Annotated in this window: 19 protein-coding genes; 17 read left to right on the plus strand and 2 right to left on the minus strand. The window is 49.6% G+C overall.

All coding sequences use genetic code 11. The annotated features are described in order from the left end of the window. Nucleotides 1-6: 6 nt before the first annotated feature. Nucleotides 7-327, minus strand: coding sequence for a nucleoside triphosphate pyrophosphohydrolase (locus DW091_RS05800; RefSeq protein ID WP_058695232.1), 321 nt, complete (start codon nucleotides 325-327; stop codon nucleotides 7-9). Nucleotides 328-466: 139 nt separating this feature from the next. Between DW091_RS05800 and DW091_RS05805 the strand changes: the two genes are divergently transcribed. The 10 genes from DW091_RS05805 to DW091_RS05850 all read left to right on the plus strand — a co-directional run bounded on the left by DW091_RS05805 (nucleotide 467) and on the right by DW091_RS05850 (nucleotide 11,656). Next, on the plus strand, nucleotides 467-1,234 hold the full coding sequence (locus DW091_RS05805) for a ZIP family metal transporter (protein ID WP_058695231.1): 768 nt from the start codon (nucleotides 467-469) through the stop codon (nucleotides 1,232-1,234). 332 nt (nucleotides 1,235-1,566) lie between these two features. Further along, complete coding sequence (glpK, locus tag DW091_RS05810; RefSeq protein WP_074618475.1) at nucleotides 1,567-3,051, plus strand: glycerol kinase GlpK; 1,485 nt, start codon at nucleotides 1,567-1,569, stop codon at nucleotides 3,049-3,051. Nucleotides 3,052-3,309: 258 nt separating this feature from the next. Then, nucleotides 3,310-3,864, plus strand: coding sequence for a glycerol-3-phosphate responsive antiterminator (locus DW091_RS05815; protein ID WP_118517616.1), 555 nt, complete (start codon nucleotides 3,310-3,312; stop codon nucleotides 3,862-3,864). Between the two features lie 209 nt (nucleotides 3,865-4,073). Next, complete coding sequence (locus DW091_RS05820; protein ID WP_118517617.1) at nucleotides 4,074-5,573, plus strand: FGGY-family carbohydrate kinase; 1,500 nt, start codon at nucleotides 4,074-4,076, stop codon at nucleotides 5,571-5,573. Between the two features lie 268 nt (nucleotides 5,574-5,841). After that, the gene (locus DW091_RS05825; protein WP_058695227.1) at nucleotides 5,842-6,600 is read left to right on the plus strand and encodes an SDR family NAD(P)-dependent oxidoreductase; all 759 of its coding nucleotides are present in this window, start codon (nucleotides 5,842-5,844) and stop codon (nucleotides 6,598-6,600) included. 182 nt (nucleotides 6,601-6,782) lie between these two features. Then, entirely contained in the window at nucleotides 6,783-8,231 is a 1,449-nt protein-coding gene (locus DW091_RS05830) for an NAD(P)/FAD-dependent oxidoreductase (protein WP_118517618.1), read from the plus strand. Between the two features lie 13 nt (nucleotides 8,232-8,244). Further along, nucleotides 8,245-9,501 (plus strand): FAD-dependent oxidoreductase, encoded by a 1,257-nt coding sequence (locus DW091_RS05835; protein WP_058695225.1) that lies wholly within the window; start codon nucleotides 8,245-8,247, stop codon nucleotides 9,499-9,501. A gap of 4 nt (nucleotides 9,502-9,505) precedes the next feature. Further along, a complete protein-coding gene (locus DW091_RS05840; protein WP_074618369.1) occupies nucleotides 9,506-9,877 on the plus strand; it encodes a DUF1667 domain-containing protein in 372 nt (123 codons plus the stop codon). Between the two features lie 2 nt (nucleotides 9,878-9,879). Next, on the plus strand, nucleotides 9,880-10,749 hold the full coding sequence (locus DW091_RS05845) for a class II fructose-bisphosphate aldolase (RefSeq protein ID WP_118517619.1): 870 nt from the start codon (nucleotides 9,880-9,882) through the stop codon (nucleotides 10,747-10,749). Between the two features lie 361 nt (nucleotides 10,750-11,110). Then, nucleotides 11,111-11,656, plus strand: coding sequence for a hypothetical protein (locus DW091_RS05850; RefSeq protein WP_118517620.1), 546 nt, complete (start codon nucleotides 11,111-11,113; stop codon nucleotides 11,654-11,656). A gap of 84 nt (nucleotides 11,657-11,740) precedes the next feature. Here DW091_RS05850 and DW091_RS05855 read toward each other — a convergent pair whose 3' ends face one another. Continuing rightward, nucleotides 11,741-12,391, minus strand: a complete 651-nt coding sequence (locus tag DW091_RS05855; protein WP_118517621.1) for a TetR/AcrR family transcriptional regulator — start codon at nucleotides 12,389-12,391, stop codon at nucleotides 11,741-11,743. Nucleotides 12,392-12,762: 371 nt separating this feature from the next. Here DW091_RS05855 and DW091_RS05860 point away from each other — a divergent pair, with 371 nt between their 5' ends. From DW091_RS05860 to DW091_RS05885, 7 genes are all read left to right on the plus strand, one after another. After that, the gene (locus DW091_RS05860; protein ID WP_158577837.1) at nucleotides 12,763-13,938 is read left to right on the plus strand and encodes an MFS transporter; all 1,176 of its coding nucleotides are present in this window, start codon (nucleotides 12,763-12,765) and stop codon (nucleotides 13,936-13,938) included. Between the two features lie 29 nt (nucleotides 13,939-13,967). Beyond that, complete coding sequence (locus DW091_RS05865; protein ID WP_118517623.1) at nucleotides 13,968-15,131, plus strand: uroporphyrinogen decarboxylase family protein; 1,164 nt, start codon at nucleotides 13,968-13,970, stop codon at nucleotides 15,129-15,131. A 10-nt stretch (nucleotides 15,132-15,141) separates the two neighbouring features. Further along, nucleotides 15,142-15,267 (plus strand): hypothetical protein, encoded by a 126-nt coding sequence (locus DW091_RS20670; protein ID WP_263422105.1) that lies wholly within the window; start codon nucleotides 15,142-15,144, stop codon nucleotides 15,265-15,267. Nucleotides 15,268-15,450: 183 nt separating this feature from the next. Then, entirely contained in the window at nucleotides 15,451-15,825 is a 375-nt protein-coding gene (locus tag DW091_RS05870; RefSeq protein WP_118517624.1) for a DUF2089 domain-containing protein, read from the plus strand. Between the two features lie 68 nt (nucleotides 15,826-15,893). After that, nucleotides 15,894-16,319, plus strand: a complete 426-nt coding sequence (locus tag DW091_RS05875) for a hypothetical protein (RefSeq protein WP_118517625.1) — start codon at nucleotides 15,894-15,896, stop codon at nucleotides 16,317-16,319. 17 nt (nucleotides 16,320-16,336) lie between these two features. Continuing rightward, nucleotides 16,337-16,600: a hypothetical protein gene (locus tag DW091_RS05880; RefSeq protein WP_118517626.1), complete on the plus strand. Its 264-nt coding sequence runs from the start codon at nucleotides 16,337-16,339 to the stop codon at nucleotides 16,598-16,600. A gap of 112 nt (nucleotides 16,601-16,712) precedes the next feature. After that, the gene (locus DW091_RS05885) at nucleotides 16,713-17,633 is read left to right on the plus strand and encodes a hypothetical protein (protein WP_118517627.1); all 921 of its coding nucleotides are present in this window, start codon (nucleotides 16,713-16,715) and stop codon (nucleotides 17,631-17,633) included. Nucleotides 17,634-17,678: the final 45 nt, after the last annotated feature.

Below are 17,678 nucleotides of genomic sequence, written 5' to 3' on the forward strand. Positions count from 1 at the left end.
GCTTTTCTAATTCCCGTCATCTGCGGAAATCAGGAAGGTGTTGCCGGAGTAGGTGCCTTTGCTCTCCTTGTTCTGGAGCTTGAGATAATCGATGTGCATGGGTTCATAGTCAAATTTTTCCACAATGGCGTCGATGAGCTCATAGATATCGGAGATTTCATCCTCAGAAGGACGTTCGGCGAAAATATTGGCCTTTTCGATAAGCTTATCCTTCAAGGCATCTAAAACTTCTGCATCACTAAGAATTTTGTAATCACAGCTTCTGCCGCTTTCTCGAATGATATCAGGGATTTTGTCTCGTACTAATTTGTTATATTCGTGTTTCATATCATCACCTCGCTATTATTATATCCTATTTGGGGTATATTTAAAACAGATCATCCCCAAAAACGCAATATTTTCTCTTTTAACCCTCCCAAAAAGGGCATATAATTAAGATAATACGAAGAAAACAACAGGAGTTTTTATGATACAGATCTATTTTGGCGTTTTAGCAGCCGCCGCTATGATGCTGGTGGGCGGCTACATCTTTGTCACCTTAAACAAAAAATACCCCAAAAGCATCGGCCTTTTGCTGGGCCTGTCCGGCGGTTTTTTATTGGGCATTATCTTTTTCGGCATTATCCCCGAGGCTCACGAAATCTTAGAGGAAGCCTTTGACGCTCCGCTGTGGGTGATGGCCGCTGCCCTGACCGGCGGCGCCCTCTTTATTATCCTGTTCGAGAAAATGATCCCGGTTCAGCACCACCACGATCTGGCGCCCGGCGAGCGGGAGCACCACGGGCATCACCAGCTGGTCTACATTATTCTGGCCGCCTTTGGGTTCCACAGCCTCTTTGAGCTTTTGTCCATCCTGGTTGCAGGAAACGCAGATCCGGTGCTGGCCTGGTTCATGATCCTGGTCATCGGCCTGCACAATATCCCCATCGGCTTTGTCATCATCGCCCAGCTTGAAACCCTGGAATGTAGCCAGAAAAAGTGCCTGCTGCTCATCGGCGGACTGGCGGTGGCAGAGGCCCTGCTGGCCATTGTGTGCTATTTGATTTTAATGCCATTTATTACAACTGCATTTCAGGGAGTACTTCTCGCCATGACCGGGGGCATCATGCTCTATCTGGTTTTTGACGAGCTGCTCCCCAAAATTTACCAGGACGAGGAACAACACCATGTCAATTACATGATCATCCTGGGCGTGCTGCTCATGTACGTCTTTCTCCAGCTCGCGGGACATTAAAAATCCCGGGGCGGTCAATGGAGAATGAAGAATTGAGAATGGAGAATTATGGGAACAAAATGCTGTGCATTTTGATTGGATTGGCGGCTGCAGGCCGCTTTTTTTTATCGCTTTTTCGTTAGAAAAAGGGCACGTGAATTTGCCATTTTCCATTCTCAATTTTCCATTGAAAAAGCCTTGTTCTAAAAAAAATAAAAGGCAGTTTTAACAAGTGTTTATCAGGGTTTCAGCGGCATGGCTTTTAGATTTCTGAAAAACAAGCGTTTACAAATCCGGATTTATGATATACAATTTTGAAAAAGATTATTTATGAGCTATAGGAGGTTGTAAGTATGAGCAAGTATATTTTGGTTATGGACCAGGGAACCACTGGTTCAAGGGGGATTGTATACAACGAACAGGGAAAGGCCATCGCGCTGGATTACGAAGAGTACGAACAGTTCTTCCCGCAGTCTGGCTGGTGGGACCAGAGCGGTCTGACCGTCTGGAACGTGACCCTGAAAACTGCGCGCAACGCCATCAAGAAGGCGGGTCTGGAAGGAAAAGACATCGCAGCCATCGGCATCACCAACCAGCGTGAAACCACCACCCTGTGGGATAAGAACACCGGCGTGCCAGTGCACAACTCCATCGTCTGGGGCTGCCGCCGCACCACCGAAATCTGTCAGGGCCTGATCGAAAAAGGCTATAACGACATGGTGAATAAAAAGACAGGCCTTGTAATCGACCCCACCTATTCGGCCACCAAGATCCGCTGGGTCTTAGACAATGTGCCGGCAGCCCAGGAAAAGGCCGAAAACGGCGATCTGCTCTTTGGCACCATTGATTCCTGGCTGCTGTGGAACCTGACAAAGGGCAAGGTACACGCCACCGATTATTCCAACGCCGCCCGCACCATGGTCTTTAATTCCTACGACCTGAAATGGGACGACGAGCTCATGGACATGCTGGATCTGCCCTGGAAGATCTTCCCGGAAGTCAAGGAATCCGTAGGGCTTTTCGGCTACGCCGACCCTGAATGGTTTGGCGCGGAAATCCCAATCACCGGGATTGCCGGCGACCAGTCCGCCGCTTTGTTTGGACAGGCCTGCTTTGAAGAAGGAACCGCGAAAAATACCTACGGCACCAGCGCCGTTCCGCTCATGTTTACGGGCGACAAAGCCCCGGAAACCGAAAAAGGCCTGCTGACCGTTGCCTGGGGCAAGGACGGCAAGGTCAAATACTCCATGGGCGCCAGCATTCTCATCGCCGGACAGGTTATCCAGTGGCTGCGCGATAAGGTCAACATCTGCGAAAAGGCAGCGGACACCGAAGCCATGGCCGAAAGCATTCCAGACAACGGCGGCCTGTACTTTGTACCAGCCTTTACCGGCCTGGGCGCGCCGCACTGGAACATGAATGCCCGCGGCATGATGATTGGGATCACCGCTGCCACCACCAAGGAACAAATGGCCCGCGCGGCCCTCGAATCCATGGCGTACCAGACCCGCGACCTGCTCGAAGAAATGGAACGGAACTCCGGCGTCAAGCTCAAAGAGCTGAAAGTCGACGGCGGCGCCGCCCAGAACGATTTCCTCATGCAGTTCCAGGCCGATATCCTGAACTGTAATGTTATAAGACCAAAAGATATTGAAACCACCGCCCTTGGCGCCTGCTACCTGGCCGGTCTGGGCTGTGGCATTTTCGAAAACGAAGACCAGATCAAGGCCCTGTGGGAAGCCGACCGCGTCTTTACCCCACAGATGGACGAAGCGACACGCGAAGCCCTGTACGCCCAGTGGTGTAAAGCCGTCGAAAAATCAAAAGACTGGCTCTAAAAAAAAGCCCTTCGGGGCTTTTTTTTAGGTGGAAGGTTGAAAGTTCTGGTACAAATGTGCTCTGCACATTTGATCAGATGCGGCCTGTGGCCGCAAATCCAATCAAATCGGCCAAGGGCTGATTTGCACATTAACCTTCCACCTTCCACCTTCCACTTTTAACTTTCAATTTTTAACAATTTTCCATTTTAAATTTTCCATTTTTTTATTGACGTTTATTTTTTTCTGTGATAATATTTAGACAATTGGTGAGTGACTATGAATAAAATTGACTTTGAAAAATTTCAGATGATTCCGTCCATACGGCGGCTTAATGACCTCGAGTTCGCGCTTAAGAGCGCGCGGGACATTGTCCTTCTGACCGAAGCCAACATCGCCAATTTGCAGTCCCTGGTGGAGATGGTCCACCAAAATGGCAAGGACGCCTGGGTAAACCTGGAGCTTCTCGGAGGTTTTGGACGGGACCAGGTGGGCATGAAGCTGCTGAAAAACTATTATAAGGTGGACGGCGTGATGTCGACCGACAGCACCAAGCTCGGCATGGCCAGGCGGTGCGGCCTGGTAACCGTACAGCGTTTCTTCATTGTCGATTCAAGGGGTTTTGACACCAGCCTGAGGATTCTGGAATCCGCCAAGGTCGACGCAGCCGAAGTGCTGCCCGCCGTCGCGGCCCTCGGATTTGTCAGCGAGCTGAAACGGGTATCCCGGATTCCGCTGTTGGCAGGCGGCTTTATCCAGACCGCTGAGATGATCGAAAAGGTACAGCGTACCGGTTTCGCAGGCATCACCATCAGCAAAAAGGCTTTCTGGTAAACTTTTAAAAACAAAATAATCATGCATGGATGGTTTTTGGTGAGTCCTGCTTAATAGACACACAGTGCACAGGGGTGTAAGACTGTGGGTTTATTAAGCAGGATTTTTTTCGTATTATTTTGGGGGACCGGGCCTGCAGACAGGCCCGGAAAATTGTGAACCATCGGCTAGAAGCCGAAAATATAGATCCATGAAAGGGGTTAAAAACAATGGGAAAATATTTACTTGGTTTAGACAACGGGGGGACAATGACAAAGGCGGCGCTGTACGACCTGAACGGTAAGGAAATCGCGGTTTCCAGCCGGAAAACAGAAATGTACCAGCCAGCGCCTGGTTTTACCGAAAGAGATTGTGAAGAAATGTGGGCCGCCAATGTGGGCGCGATCCGCGCAGTGCTGGAGCAGTCCGGCGTCAGCGGTGAGGAAGTGCTGGGCGTGGCCGCCACTGGCCATGGCAACGGCATGTACCTTATGGGTTATGATGGGAGAGCGCCCTACAACGGCATGATCTCCACCGACTCCAGAGGTAAGCAGTACGCCATTGACTGGATGAAGGACGGCACCTTTGAAAAAATCCTGCCAAAGACCATGCAGTCTGTATGGGCCGGCCAGCCGACCACGCTGCTCCGCTGGTTCATGGACAACCGCCCGGACGTCCTGGAAAATACCCAGTGGATTTTCATGTGCAAGGACTATATCCGCTATAAGCTGACCGGCGAAGCCTACGGCGAAATCGCCGATATGTCCGGCTCCAGCCTCATGAACGTCCGCGACGTCTGCTACGACAAAGACCTGCTGGCCGACATGGGCCTCGAGAGCATTTACGACAAGCTGCCGCCGCTCAAGTATTCCGGCGAAATCTGCGGCTACATCACCGAGGACGTGGCAGGGCTGACCGGCTTAAAGGCCGGCACGCCAGTAGCCGGCGGCTGTATGGACATCCACGCCTCCGCCATGGCGGTGGGCATCACCGACGAGGAAAAAATGTGCGTGGTGGCAGGTACCTGGAGCATTAACGAGTACATCAGTAAAAAGCCAGTGGTGGATAAGGACCTGTTCATGACCTCGATCTACACCATGCCAGGCTACTGGATGATCCTGGAAGGCAGCCCGACCTCCGCCAGCAACCTCGAGTGGTTCCTGGCAGAGATTTTGAAGGACGTAAACCTGGGAGACAAGGACATCTACGAATACTCCAACCAGTGTGTGGACGGCATTGGCGATCAGGACTGCGGCGTGGTATTTCTGCCCTTCCTGTTCGGCAGCAATGTGAACATCAACGCCAAGGGCGCCTTTATCGGGCTGCAATCCTGGCACACCCGCGAAAACCTGCTGCGCGCAGTTTACGAGGGCATTGTGTTCTGCCACAAATACCACATCGAAAAGCTGCTCAAGTTCAGAGACCAGCCCAAGATGATCCGTATGGCCGGCGGCGTCGCCAAATCCGAAATCTGGGTTCAGATGTTTGCCGATATCCTGCAGGTGCCCATTGAAGTGGCCAAAAGCCAGGAGCTTGGCGCCTTAGGCTCAGCCATCTGCGCCGGTATCGCCACCGGAACCTTTGATTCCTTCCAGTCCGCGTCCGAGTCCATGGTTGACATCATGTACACCGCTGAACCAAACCCGGAAAAATTTGCCGGCTACGACAAAAAATACGCGCGGTACAAAAAAATTATCGAAGCCCTGGACCCGATCTGGGACGAATATTGAAGCTGAATCCGGTTTCTGAAAGAAACCGGTAGGACGAAGGAGCGTGAGCGGTCGTCCGGCAATGAAGCAAATGCAGATAATCCAGAAATGCTCCAAGTTTGAAATAAAAATTTCTGGATTATCTGTAAATAATTGAAAGGGAGATGGGGCGCCGAACCGGCACCTCATCTCCGCACAGTAAGAATTGAAAATTGAAAATGGAAAGGCGCAGCGTCAAGCCGCCCGCTTTCCACTTTCAATTTTCAATTGACAAAGAAGGGGTGCAAAAATGGATTTAAAATTAAAAGGAAAAAACGCAGTGGTCACCGGAGCCTCCAGGGGCGTGGGACGGGCCATTGCACTGGGACTGGCAAAGGAAGGGGTTAACCTCGTGATCTGCGCCAGCCGCATGGGAGCCGCCATCGAAGAAGTGGCAAAGGAAGCGGAAAGCTATGGCGTCAAGGCCACCGCGCTGGCAGCGGATCTGGGGTCTTCCGAGAGCACGCTGGCCTTTATGCAGGAAGCCGAACGGCTTCTGGGCGATCTGGACATTCTGGTCAACAACGCCGGTATCTGGCTCCAGGGCTGGTGCCAGGAAATCCCGCTCGAGGACTGGCAGCGCTCGCTGGACGTTAACCTGACCGGGCCGTTTTTAACATCTCAGTATTTTGCCAAATCCAATCTGGCGAAGGGCCGTCCAGGCAGGATCATCAACATCAATTCCCAGGCAGCCTTTAACGGCTCCACCACCGGTCATGCCCACTACGCGGCCAGCAAGGCCGGCATGGTCGCTCTGACCATCTCCATGGCCAGAGAGCTTTCCCCCAAGGGGATCACCGTCAACGGAATTGCCCTGGGCATCGTGGCCACCGACATGACCAAAGCGTCCCGCGAGAACAAGCCAGGCTACTACGAAAGCCGTATCCCTCTGGGCCGTGTGGCCGAGCCCGAGGACATCGCCGGGATTGTGGTGTTCATGGCCTCCGAGCCGGCAGCCTACCTGACCGGGACCACCATTGACGCCACCGGCGGCATGCTGATGCGGTAAAAACCGGCCAGAGACCGCGATCGCTGTGTGTTGCCTGAACGGGCGCGGTTACATATGCGCAATATGCGCCCTCACCCTTATCCGGCAGCCGCCTTGCGCTCACGGCCTCTGACGCGGTTTTAGGCTCTGGCATTATTTAATTGGTTAAACGAGTATTAAAGAGTATAGTTAAGGAGTTTGCAATGAAAAATTACGATGTAATCATTATCGGCGGGGGCATCACCGGTACCGGGATCGCCCATGAGCTGGCAAAGTACGATGTGAAAACAGCCCTGATGGAACGGGGAATGGACGTGGGCATTGGCGCCACCAAGGGAAACGGCGGGGTAGTTCACCCGGGTTACGACCCGCATCCGGGCACCCTGAAGGCCAAGCTGAACCCCGTGGGAGCCAGAATGTACCCGAAGCTCTCTAAAGAGCTGGGCTTTGGTCTGCGCCATACCGGCACCCTGGTTGTCGCATACTCTGACGCCGACCTGAAAAAGGTAGACGAGCTTTTAGATAACGCCAAGGTTAATGGTGTCGATCAGGTTGAAAAAATCAACGGCGAACAGCTCAGAAACCGCGAGCCGTTCATGAACCCGGCGGCAGTGGGGGCGCTTCTGGCCCACACCACCACCATGATCGACCCCTTCGAGGTCGCCATCGCCTTTGCTGACAACGCTAAGGATAACGGCACCGACATTCTGACAAACCACGAAGTTCAGGGCATTACCAAGGACGAGGACGGCCTCTTTACGGTGCGCACCTCAGCCGGGGACTACAGAACCCGCTACGTGGTCGACGCCGCCGGTGTCCACGCCGATGATGTGGCCGCCCTGGCAGGCATTCACGAGTACCGGGTTCAGGGCCGCCACGGCAACATCTGCGTGCTGGACAAGGAGCTCTCAACCCCCATCAGCACCGTTATGTTCCCCTGCCCAAGCCCGGAAACCAAAGGCCTGGCCCTGATCCCGACCGTCTCCGGCAACACCCTTATCGGCTCCACAGCTACCATGAAGGAGGATAAAGAGGATGTGACAAACGATGCCGAAGGCATTAACGAACTGATCGCTGGCGCCAGACACCTGGTGCCAGATATTGATATCAGCAAAATTATCCGTACCTTTGCCGGCCAGCGCCCCGTCGCTCTGGACAACGGCAACGACTTTTATATCGCAGAGTCCGAAACCGTGCCCGGCTTCATCCACGCAGCCGGTATTCAGTCGCCGGGGGCGGCCTCCTCGCCGGCCATCGCCGAGTATGTCCGCGATCTGCTGGCAGACGCAGGCCTTGAGCTCAAGGACCGCGAGGGCTATAATCCTTACCGCGAACCCGCACCGGATTTCAGTGAGCTGTCCGCCGAGGATCAGGACGCCCTTATCCGCAAAGACCCGGCCTACGGACGGATTGTCTGCCGCTGTGAGACAGTGACCGAGGGTGAAATTGTCGCCGCCATTCACGAGGGCGTGGGCGCCAGAACCGTCGAGGCGGTCAAGCGCCGGACCAGAGCCGGTATGGGCCGCTGCCAGAGCGGCTTCTGTCAGTACCGCGTCATGCAGATTTTAGCCAGAGAGCTGGGGATTCCGGAAGAAGAAGTCCACTTCGAGGAAAAGGCTTCGCAGGTACTGTTTGGAAAACTGAAGGGTTAAGGAGAGTAGAGCAATGAAAATTTTAGATTATGATGTTGTCATTATCGGCGGCGGCCCCGCGGGTCTGGGCGCTGCGATTAAAGCAAAGGAAAACGGCGCCCGGGTAGCGGTCATCGAGCGAAACGACGAGCTGGGCGGTATCCTAAACCAGTGTATTCACAGTGGTTTCGGCCTTCAGTACTTTAAAGAAGAGCTGACAGGGCCGGAATATGCCGAGCTGTTTATCAATAAAGCCAAAGAAGCCGGTATCGATTGCTATTTAAAGACCATGGTCCTGGATATTACAGGCGACCGAAAGGTCACAGCGATCAATGAAGAAGGCACAGTCATTTTTAACGCGGGAGCTGTGATTTTAGCCATGGGCTGCCGCGAGCGAACAAGAGGGGCAATTAAGATCCCGGGATCAAGACCAGCCGGTGTTTTTACGGCAGGCCTGGCACAGCGCTATGTGAATATGGAAAACTTTAAACCGGGCAGCAGGGTGGTCATTCTGGGCTCGGGCGATATCGGCCTGATCATGGCCAGACGCCTGACCCTGGAGGGGATCGACGTTGTGGGCGTATACGAGCTCATGCCGTACCCCAACGGCCTGTACCGGAATATCAAAAATTGTCTGGACGATTTTGATATTCCGCTGCACCTGTCCACCACGGTTACCAAGATCAACGGCAGTGACCGGGTCGAGTCCATCGAGGTCACCAGGGTTGACGAAAACCTTCAGCCAATAGAGGGGACTGAAGAAACCATAGAGTGTGATACATTATTACTGTCCATTGGTCTGATCCCGGAAAATGAGTTGTCCAAAAAAGCGGGTGTTAAGCTAAACCCGGTTACCAACGGCCCGTTGGTCGACGACTCGCTTGAAACCAGCGTAGACGGCATTTTTGCCTGCGGTAACGTGCTCCATGTCCACGACCTCGTCGACAATGTTACCATAGAGGCAGAGGAAGCCGGCGCAAACGCTGCCCGTTACGCCAAGGCGGCTAAAGCGAAGGAAGGAGACGCCCTCGCTGTCAAGCCGGAAGGACTTGTGCGTTACACTGTGCCTTCAAAAATTTATAAAGGTGAAAATGACCACGTTATTGTCAAGTTCCGCGTGGGGCGCCCGGTGGACAGCGCCAGAGCTGTGATTACAAGCGGCGGCGAGGTGGTCTTTGAAAGCAAGAAAGCCCGTAAATTTATCCCGAGCATCATGGAAGAAATCAAGCTGAAAGCAGAGCAGCTGGAGGCGCTTACAGAGCCCCTGGTCGTGAGCGTAAAGGAGGCGTAAAAATATGAAAGAAGTAACAATGTGCTGTACAACCTGTCCGTCGGGCTGCGCCCTGGTCGTGACAGTGGACGGTGACAAGGTCGTAAAGGTTGAAGGAAACACCTGCAAACGCGGGATCAAATTTGCCGAAAAGGAACTGGTAGCGCCTGAAAGAATGCTTACCAGCACCATTCTGGTGCGCTGCGGTGGCCAGGAATGCCTGATCCCCATCAAGTCGAAGGAGCCCATGCCAAAGGAAAAAATGCTGGACGCCATGACCGCGATCAAGGCAGTGCGCCTGGACCACCCGGTTAAAATGGGCGAGGTCATTATCCCGAACATCGTGGACTGCGGCGTGGATATTGTCGCCTGTAAGTCGATGGAAGGGCAGGCCTGAAGATGTTAGTAACCCTGAATGAAATCATGAAGGACGCCTACGCCAAAAAGTACGCGGTGGGGGCCTTCAACACCGTTAATCTCTCCAGCATCCGCGCGGTGCTGGACGCGGCCGAAAAGCTGGACGCGCCGGTTATTTTACAGCACGCCCAGATCCATGAGCGCGTCGCGCCCTTAAAGGTCATCGGGCCCGTCATGCTGGAAATGGCCAGGGCCGCCCAGGTGCCGGTCTGTGTGCATCTGGACCACGGCGAAGATATCGACTACCTGCTCACCGCCATGGAAATGGGCTTTACCTCTGTCATGTTTGACGGCTCGGCCCTGCCCTACGACGAAAACGTGGCAGGGACCCGCGCGGTGGTACAGGCCGCTGCCAATTATAATGTCTCTGTCGAGGCAGAGCTGGGCCGCGTCCTGCGGCCAGAGGGCGGCGGAGAACCCTCCGAGGAGGAAGCGGACCTCACACCAGAGGACTGCTACACCCGGCCCGAAGAAGCCCGGGCCTTTGTAGAAGCCACAGGCATCGACGCCCTGGCCATTGCCTTCGGCACCGCCCACGGCGTGTACGAAGCCGAGCCAAAGCTTGATTTTAACCGCATCGCGGAAATCCGCGCCGCGGTGGGGATGCCCCTGGTCATGCACGGCGGCTCCGGCGTCGGCGATGCCGACTTCAGAGAAGCCATTAAAAACGGCATCACCAAGGTCAACTACTTTACCTATATGTCCTTAGCCGGCGGCGACGCCGTCAAGGCCTTTTTAAAGGAAAACGCGGCCCGGGCCGAGATTCGTTACGACGAGCTGGCCGAAGCCGCCAGAACCGCAATGCAGGCCCATGTCGAGCATGCCATTGGGATCTTTACCAAACAAGCCTAATAAAGATATGATGCCTTGGGATTTCTACGTGTTTCACACTTCCGAAATCCAAAAACATTCGAAATCCGCTCATTTTTCTACGAAAAATGGCTACTTTCTCATGTTTAGCGGGTCCCAAAGTCCTGTTTTTTCACGCGCGCGTGAAACACATGACCTTGGGACCCTGGCATCAAATCATTGTTAGTATAACCCCTGTAAAAGCCGCCGGCGCATCCTCCCCGATCAACCCGGCGGCTTTTATGCGGGCGTCTTTAAGAATTCTTTACTTTACAGAGCAAGGGTGTTCAGGTATAATTAAGGAAGTATTAATCTTCTTTGTTTGCAACAAAGAGTTTTTTCAATCAGTTTAAGGAGGTTGAATATGAACGCAAGCGGAAAAACCTTTATCAAGGTTACAGCAATTATTCTGATTATTTTAGGCGCCTTTTCTGCTTTAACCGGGGCACTGTCCATGGCTGGCAGCAGCATGATGGGCTCTGTGGCAAATGACCCGGCTGTACAGGACGCCCTCGCGCAGGCAGGCTCATCCGTTTCCACAGACGAGCTCGCGCGTATGGCCATGATCAGCGGCGGTATGCTGCTGGGAATGGGGATACTCTACCTGGTCGTTGGGATTTTAGGCGTTGTTTTTGCCAAGAACACCGGAAAAGCCAAGCTTTTGATGGTTCTGGGCGGGATTGTAGCCGTTCTGGCCATTGTCAGCACAGTGATCAATATCGTCAACGGCGCCAGCATGAGCGGTGTTTTCATGGATCTGGCCTTTATCGTGCTCGCCGGCCTGTATTTCCTGGGCGCTAAGCTCAATAACGACGCCGCCAAAGCCGAAATGGCCGCCGCGCCAGCCGCAGAAACAGTCGAAGTCGTCGAAGCCGAAATCGTCGGGGACGATCAGGACGAAGAAAAGTAGAAACTTAGGAAAAGAAATGATAAAAAAGCATCCGAAAGGGTGCTTTTTTAATACTTTAAATTTATAAATATTTTTTTGATTTGATCACACAAGAAATTTAATACTGCTGTAATTTAAGGATTTTGCGATATTGGCGGATTGGAGAAGAATACTGTCGACAATGCTTTTATCAATACGCATCATAAGAGGAATGATAGACTCGACATAATCTGAAACCTCGTATGGTGACAGGTTTAAATGATGCTGAAAATAGTGCACAAAAAATTCTCTGCGAGCTCCGGCGTTAAGGACACACATAATTTCAAATTGTTCATCAGAAAGAATGAGATTAAATTCGTCGATGTACTTTTTGAAAATGGGGTCTGTAATGTCCTTATTTACGCGGTAATTTGAATTTTTTTCCAGAACTTCATAATAAAATTGGGCGTTCTTTTTATCGCTTAAAATAATTTCATAGTAAATTTTAGATAATATGGTTTGTTTTAAAAAGTATGAAGTCTTTAAATTAGGATACTTTTGAACGATCAGCTGGTCAATAGAATCAAAAAGTTCTTTATATATTTCCTGAACGAGTAAATCCTTTTTTTTAAAATAATAGGTAAACACGCCAATGGGAATATCAATCTCTGAAAATATTTTTGAAATCGTTGTTTTCTTATATCCATAATGATAAAAATTAAATTTTGCGGACTGAAGGATACGTTTTTTGGTGGTCTCATTTTCCTTACTAAGCATTCGATTTACCCTGCCTGTTTTGATTTTTTATTAGATTATACAACAAATACTTTCAATGCGCAAATATGATAAAATTAAATAAAAAAATTAATTTTTTGAAAAAAATCAGAAAATAACGGCGTATAAATACGATATTCTTAAGAAAAAATATTAAAATTATTATTTTTACAGATATACCTTGACAAAAATCCATGCGCGAGTATAATAAATAATATAAAATTTATTATTTATACTCGTTTACAATCGTTGATTTTAGATAAATTAATAATTTATCTATTAATATTTATTGTTTTGCAAAAATTGATTTTTTACTAATAATGATAATTCTTTGTAGCTACAATGATTATAATTATAAAATGAGGAGAGAAGTAATGAATGATGAAACAAAAAAGGGCTCTCGGTGGTTAATTCTTTTTCTACTATTTGCGGCATTTATGGGTTCATTTGCAGCGCGGATGATTTGGTCTCCATTTATTGCGTCGGCGTCTGAAGAATTTGGAATTAACGCAGCTCAGGCAGGTTTGTTTGTTTCGATGTTTTATATCGGGTATATGGTCACTCAATTACCAGGGGGAATTCTGGCTGACCGTATAGGCGTCAAGTATGTTTTATCCATATCGGTAATGATAACAGGTATATTTACCCTGCTTATCAGTGTAATTGATTCTTACACACTTGGCTTGGTTTTTCGATTGCTGGCGGGTTTGGGATCCGGCACCATTGTGGCATGTTCCTCAAGAGTGATTGCTTCAAGTTTTGAGGTTCAGCGGCGCGGCACGGCAATGGGAATTTTCTTTTCTGCAACAATGGCGGGACTATTGCTGAGTAATACCCTTGCGCCAGTCGCATTGCGTATTGGGACCTGGCGGACAGGTTTCCTTTGGCTGGGGGCTGGCTTAATTATTTTAGCAGTTTTATTATTCCTGTTCATCCAGAAAGAACCAAGGAAAATAACAAATGAGACCGTTTTTGGCGGCGTCATTACAGTTTTTACAGTTAAAAATGTGTTGATTATGGCTTTTGTTGGTTTTGCGTATATATGGCTGGTACTTGCTTTTGCCACATGGGCAAACCGCTACATGGGCTCAATTGGAATTGATGTAGCTGCGGCTGCGGCCGTCATGAGCTGGTACAGCGTTGCAGGATTAGTTGGAACGATTGTTGGCGGCTGGGTCGTCGATGCGCTTAAACTAAACCGGCGTTATTTTGTAATTATTCTGTTTGTGCTGATGATTATTACGACCTTTGTATTTTCGGTTCAGACAACAATTTTGGGTCTCAGCATTGTAGCTGCGGTCTATGGCTTTGTCTCTTACCTGCCGAATTCAAATCTTACCTCGCTGGTCATTACCTATGCCGGAGATAAATACGCGGCAACAGCCGTCGGAGGAACGAATTTTATCTGGCAGTTTGGTGCGGTTTTAAGTCCGACCATTGCGGGAGCTGTTTTTGGCGCTACCGGTAGTTTCAGTGCGGTTTGGATTGTACTGATTGCCCTGCCGGTTATGGGAATTTTAGGATTATTCCTTTTACGAAACAAACAATAAGAAATAAGTATAAAGAGAAAGGTAAAAAAATGAATACAAATAAAATATTAGCTTACCGGAAAAAGTTATTTACAGATGTGACAAACCATGAGGTGCCAGATCGGGTGCCGCTGTGTCCTTTTGTTGAAACCTGGGCATTTCATTATGCGGGGGTCAGTATTAAAGACGCTTTTATGAAAGATAACAATCTTCTATTTGAAGGGATTAAAAAATTTACTGATGATGTTCCAGTAGACGCAATCGGAAGTATCTCAAATACGATTCCCTTTAAAATGGGAATGCATTACGGCGAAGGCATTTACATGGTCAATGATGATGGTGTTCAGATTAAAGGCTCCTACGGGAAACTAATGGAAGGTGAAGAACTGTCTGAACTGGCAAAGGGTGCCAAAGAATTTTTTGCCAATAAGCTTGCTCCAAGAAAATTTCCAAAATTAGATCAAAGCCTAGAAAAAAATGTTGATTTGATAAAAGAATCAATTAAGGATATGAACGATTGGAACGTTTATAATGGCGAAGTAATCGCCAGGATCGAAAAAGAATTAGGGATACCAGTCATCATTAAAGCAACAAATTATATGCCAACTGATGTTGTTCTTGACTATCTGCGGGATTTTGTAGGGATTTCTGCCGATGTCCGTAAAAGACCCGACGAGCTTTACGCGGCTTCCGAAGCTTTGTTGGATTTTGTTATGGAAATGTGTTTGGATTCAAAACTGCCCGTAGATGAAAAATGGCTGTTTTCCCCGCTCCACTATCCAACCTATATGCGACCAAAAGACTTTGAACGATTATATTTTCCGTTTTTGAAAAAATATATTGAAGAATTTAGCGTAAAACGCGGATATACGCTGCATTTTTTTATGGAAAATGATTGGATGCCATATTTGGATATTCTTCAGGATCTTCCTGAAAATGCAAAAGTAATTGGCCTGTTTGAGGCTGGAAACGCAAAAGAGATCAAAGAAAAACTTAAAGGTAAGATGATTTATCATGGTGGACTCTCAGCTTCTGATTTGATGTACCGAACAAAAGAAGAAGTGAGTGATATCGTCAGAAAAACCTTTGATGAGCTTGCGCCCGGTGGCGGATTTATCTATGGAACCGAGTTTTCAATGATGAATCTTAATGACGGTAAGCCAGAAAACTTTATTGAAGCGATGACCGTTGCAAAAGAATACGGAAAATACTAGGAGGCATAAAATGGATTATAATTTAATGGATGCTTTTCAGAAAGTGCAGGAAGATATGATTAAAAACGGCATGACAGAGGAACAGGCTGAGGCGGTAATAAAGAAAGTTATCTGGACGCTTATATGCCGTTTATAAATGAAATAAGAAATAAGTTTTAGAAGTAAAAAATAACAGCCCCATCTGAGGGTTGTTGTTTTTTTAAGATATTTCATAAGAAAATTAATTTTTTAAATAATTATATTAATATTATTAAAATAATAATTGACAATGTTTATTTTTAGGTTTATATTATAGATATCAAAGAGAGAAGGTGATGTGATGTACCAGGTAATCAGCCGATGCCCTGTGTGCGGCGGCAGGCTTAAAGCCGTTAAGCTCCAGTGCGAAAATTGCGATACCGCCATCGAGAATGATTTCTGCCTGAGCAAATTCGATTATCTCTCCGCAGAGGATCTGTTTTTTGTCGAGACCTTTCTGGTCTGCCGGGGCAATATCAAGGAAGTGGAAAAGAGACTGAAGATTTCCTACCCGACTGTCCGATCCCGTCTGGACGGGATCATCGAGAAGCTCGGCGGAAAGCCCGAGAGCCCGCCGCCAGTTTCCGAAGCCCGGAAAAAGGAGATTCTGGACGCCCTGGAAAATGGGGAGATCACGCCCGAGGAGGCTCTGGAGCAGATGAAAGAAACCGAATAGCGGCCCGGCAAAACAGGCATTAAAATTTGAGTGCAGAACCGGACAGGTCTGCAGAAAAGAGGAATATAATGGAAGAAAAAATGCGAATATTAAAAATGGTAGAAGAAGGCAAAATTTCCGCCGAGCAGGCAGTGGGCCTTCTGGACGCGCTGGGGCAGGCAGCTCCGGCAGAAGCCGGAACACCGGCAGACACCCCGGAAGGCAACTGGATTGAGCCTGTCAGCACGAAGGGCACTGGCTATGATGACAAAATGCTGCGCGTGGTCGTGGATACCCCGGAAGGGGACAAGGTGAATGTGCAGCTGCCCGTTAAAATTGTGCAGCAGATGCTCAAGGTTACCGGTAAACTGCCGATCCAGTGGGAGGGCTCCGAGAAAATTGACCTGGAAGCTCTGACCACCGCCATTCTGGAATGTATTGATAATGAAACCCTTGGGACCATTGTCGATGTGAGCGCGTCAGACGGCTCGACCGTTAAAGTTTACATTGGCTGACTCTGGAGGAACGACCCATGCGCATTGTAGTACATGAAGGCAACCTGCGGCTTCGGCTGCCTGTTCCGCTGCGGCTGGCCTCCCTCGCGGTTAACCTGGTGCCAGAGATCGCCTTTGTCAAAATGCGGGAGTCTGTTCCCGAGCCCTTCCGGGAACTGGTGACCAAGGATTGTTTTAAGATGATCGTGCGGGACTGTACCTCTGTTCTGAGACAGTATAAGGGCCTCGAGATCGTCCGCGTCGAGGCGAAGGACGGCACCTATGTCTCCATCCGGATCTGACAAACGGGGACAGGCAGGAGATAAATATTTACTCTCGATAAAACGATTGCAAAATGCTATACTAAATCAAAAGCTGCTTGAGTATAGCATTTTTTGGAAAGAGGTGTGAATTATGAAACAGGAAATCCACCGGATACGGGGCGGCCTGCTGGCCATTCTGTTTATCCTGCTGTACGCGGCCGTTCAGGCCTTTTATGCCATATATCTTAGCGCGGCGAATCAAAGCTTTTCAGAAAGCGGCGGCGTGGTGGCGGTGCCGTTCTATATCCGGGCCATGTTCTGGGTGTACCTGGTGCTTCTGGGGGCCCTGATCGGGGGCATTGCCAACGACTTTAAACGCCGCAAAGCCCACTTGTCGGTTTTTAACCTGACTGTTGGCCTTGTGATGGCAGCTCTGGGCGCGTCCCTCACGGCCCTTATCGCGGTAGTTCCTCTGCGGGCCTCCCTCGCCAACGCTTCCAGCGGCCTTTTCCTTTTCGGCGGGGTTTTTCTGTATAAGGGGCTGCGCAGCGCGCCCAACCCTGAGCCCGTCTCCAAAAAAATCATGAACCTGATTCTGGCCATTATTCTGATCATGCTCTTTGTCGTCGCCTACGATCAGCTTCAGGCCCATATGACCGGGGCCATGGCGGCTGTGAGCATGGAGGAAAGAGTAGGGGTAACAGGCAAAATCCTCGCGGTTTACAATTTTCTGGTCACGCCGCTGCTCACCCTGCTCCTGGCCGCAGGCGCCTGCTTTGTTGCATGGTTTCGCACGCCGCGGCCAGATTTTGACGTGAGCCACTTGCTTTTCGCCCTGGCCTGCCTGGCGCTTTATGGAGGAACCGTTTATATGATGCTTGACGGACGGATTTTTGCTTCACTTATAAAAAGCCTTCCGGAGTTGTATAAAACCGAAATTGTGAACAGCGTCTGCTCGTCACTGGCCTTTACCCTGCCAGTATTTTCAGGACTTTACCTCCTCAAGGCCTTTTTTAGAGGCGCGCCGGAGGTATGGATCAAAAAAGGCGGTAGAAGCAGCAAAAAGAAATAAGGGAAACGCCAGAATGACAAAAAATTCCACGTAATTTCTCGCTTT

Source organism: Eubacterium sp. AM05-23 (genome assembly GCF_003477535.1).
Lineage (GTDB): Bacteria > Bacillota > Clostridia > Eubacteriales > Eubacteriaceae > Eubacterium > Eubacterium maltosivorans.

Bases quoted from the DNA above. Each gene is read 5' to 3' on its own strand.
- DW091_RS05800 (WP_058695232.1), bottom strand. From the start codon at position 327: ATGAAACACGAATATAACAAATTAGTACGAGACAAAATCCCTGATATC.
- DW091_RS05805 (WP_058695231.1), top strand. From the start codon at position 467: ATGATACAGATCTATTTTGGCGTTTTAGCAGCCGCCGCTATGATGCTG.
- glpK (WP_074618475.1), top strand. From the start codon at position 1,567: ATGAGCAAGTATATTTTGGTTATGGACCAGGGAACCACTGGTTCAAGG.
- DW091_RS05815 (WP_118517616.1), top strand. From the start codon at position 3,310: ATGAATAAAATTGACTTTGAAAAATTTCAGATGATTCCGTCCATACGG.
- DW091_RS05820 (WP_118517617.1), top strand. From the start codon at position 4,074: ATGGGAAAATATTTACTTGGTTTAGACAACGGGGGGACAATGACAAAG.
- DW091_RS05825 (WP_058695227.1), top strand. From the start codon at position 5,842: ATGGATTTAAAATTAAAAGGAAAAAACGCAGTGGTCACCGGAGCCTCC.
- DW091_RS05830 (WP_118517618.1), top strand. From the start codon at position 6,783: ATGAAAAATTACGATGTAATCATTATCGGCGGGGGCATCACCGGTACC.
- DW091_RS05835 (WP_058695225.1), top strand. From the start codon at position 8,245: ATGAAAATTTTAGATTATGATGTTGTCATTATCGGCGGCGGCCCCGCG.
- DW091_RS05840 (WP_074618369.1), top strand. From the start codon at position 9,506: ATGAAAGAAGTAACAATGTGCTGTACAACCTGTCCGTCGGGCTGCGCC.
- DW091_RS05845 (WP_118517619.1), top strand. From the start codon at position 9,880: ATGTTAGTAACCCTGAATGAAATCATGAAGGACGCCTACGCCAAAAAG.
- DW091_RS05850 (WP_118517620.1), top strand. From the start codon at position 11,111: ATGAACGCAAGCGGAAAAACCTTTATCAAGGTTACAGCAATTATTCTG.
- DW091_RS05855 (WP_118517621.1), bottom strand. From the start codon at position 12,391: ATGCTTAGTAAGGAAAATGAGACCACCAAAAAACGTATCCTTCAGTCC.
- DW091_RS05860 (WP_158577837.1), top strand. From the start codon at position 12,763: ATGAATGATGAAACAAAAAAGGGCTCTCGGTGGTTAATTCTTTTTCTA.
- DW091_RS05865 (WP_118517623.1), top strand. From the start codon at position 13,968: ATGAATACAAATAAAATATTAGCTTACCGGAAAAAGTTATTTACAGAT.
- DW091_RS20670 (WP_263422105.1), top strand. From the start codon at position 15,142: ATGGATTATAATTTAATGGATGCTTTTCAGAAAGTGCAGGAAGATATG.
- DW091_RS05870 (WP_118517624.1), top strand. From the start codon at position 15,451: ATGTACCAGGTAATCAGCCGATGCCCTGTGTGCGGCGGCAGGCTTAAA.
- DW091_RS05875 (WP_118517625.1), top strand. From the start codon at position 15,894: ATGGAAGAAAAAATGCGAATATTAAAAATGGTAGAAGAAGGCAAAATT.
- DW091_RS05880 (WP_118517626.1), top strand. From the start codon at position 16,337: ATGCGCATTGTAGTACATGAAGGCAACCTGCGGCTTCGGCTGCCTGTT.
- DW091_RS05885 (WP_118517627.1), top strand. From the start codon at position 16,713: ATGAAACAGGAAATCCACCGGATACGGGGCGGCCTGCTGGCCATTCTG.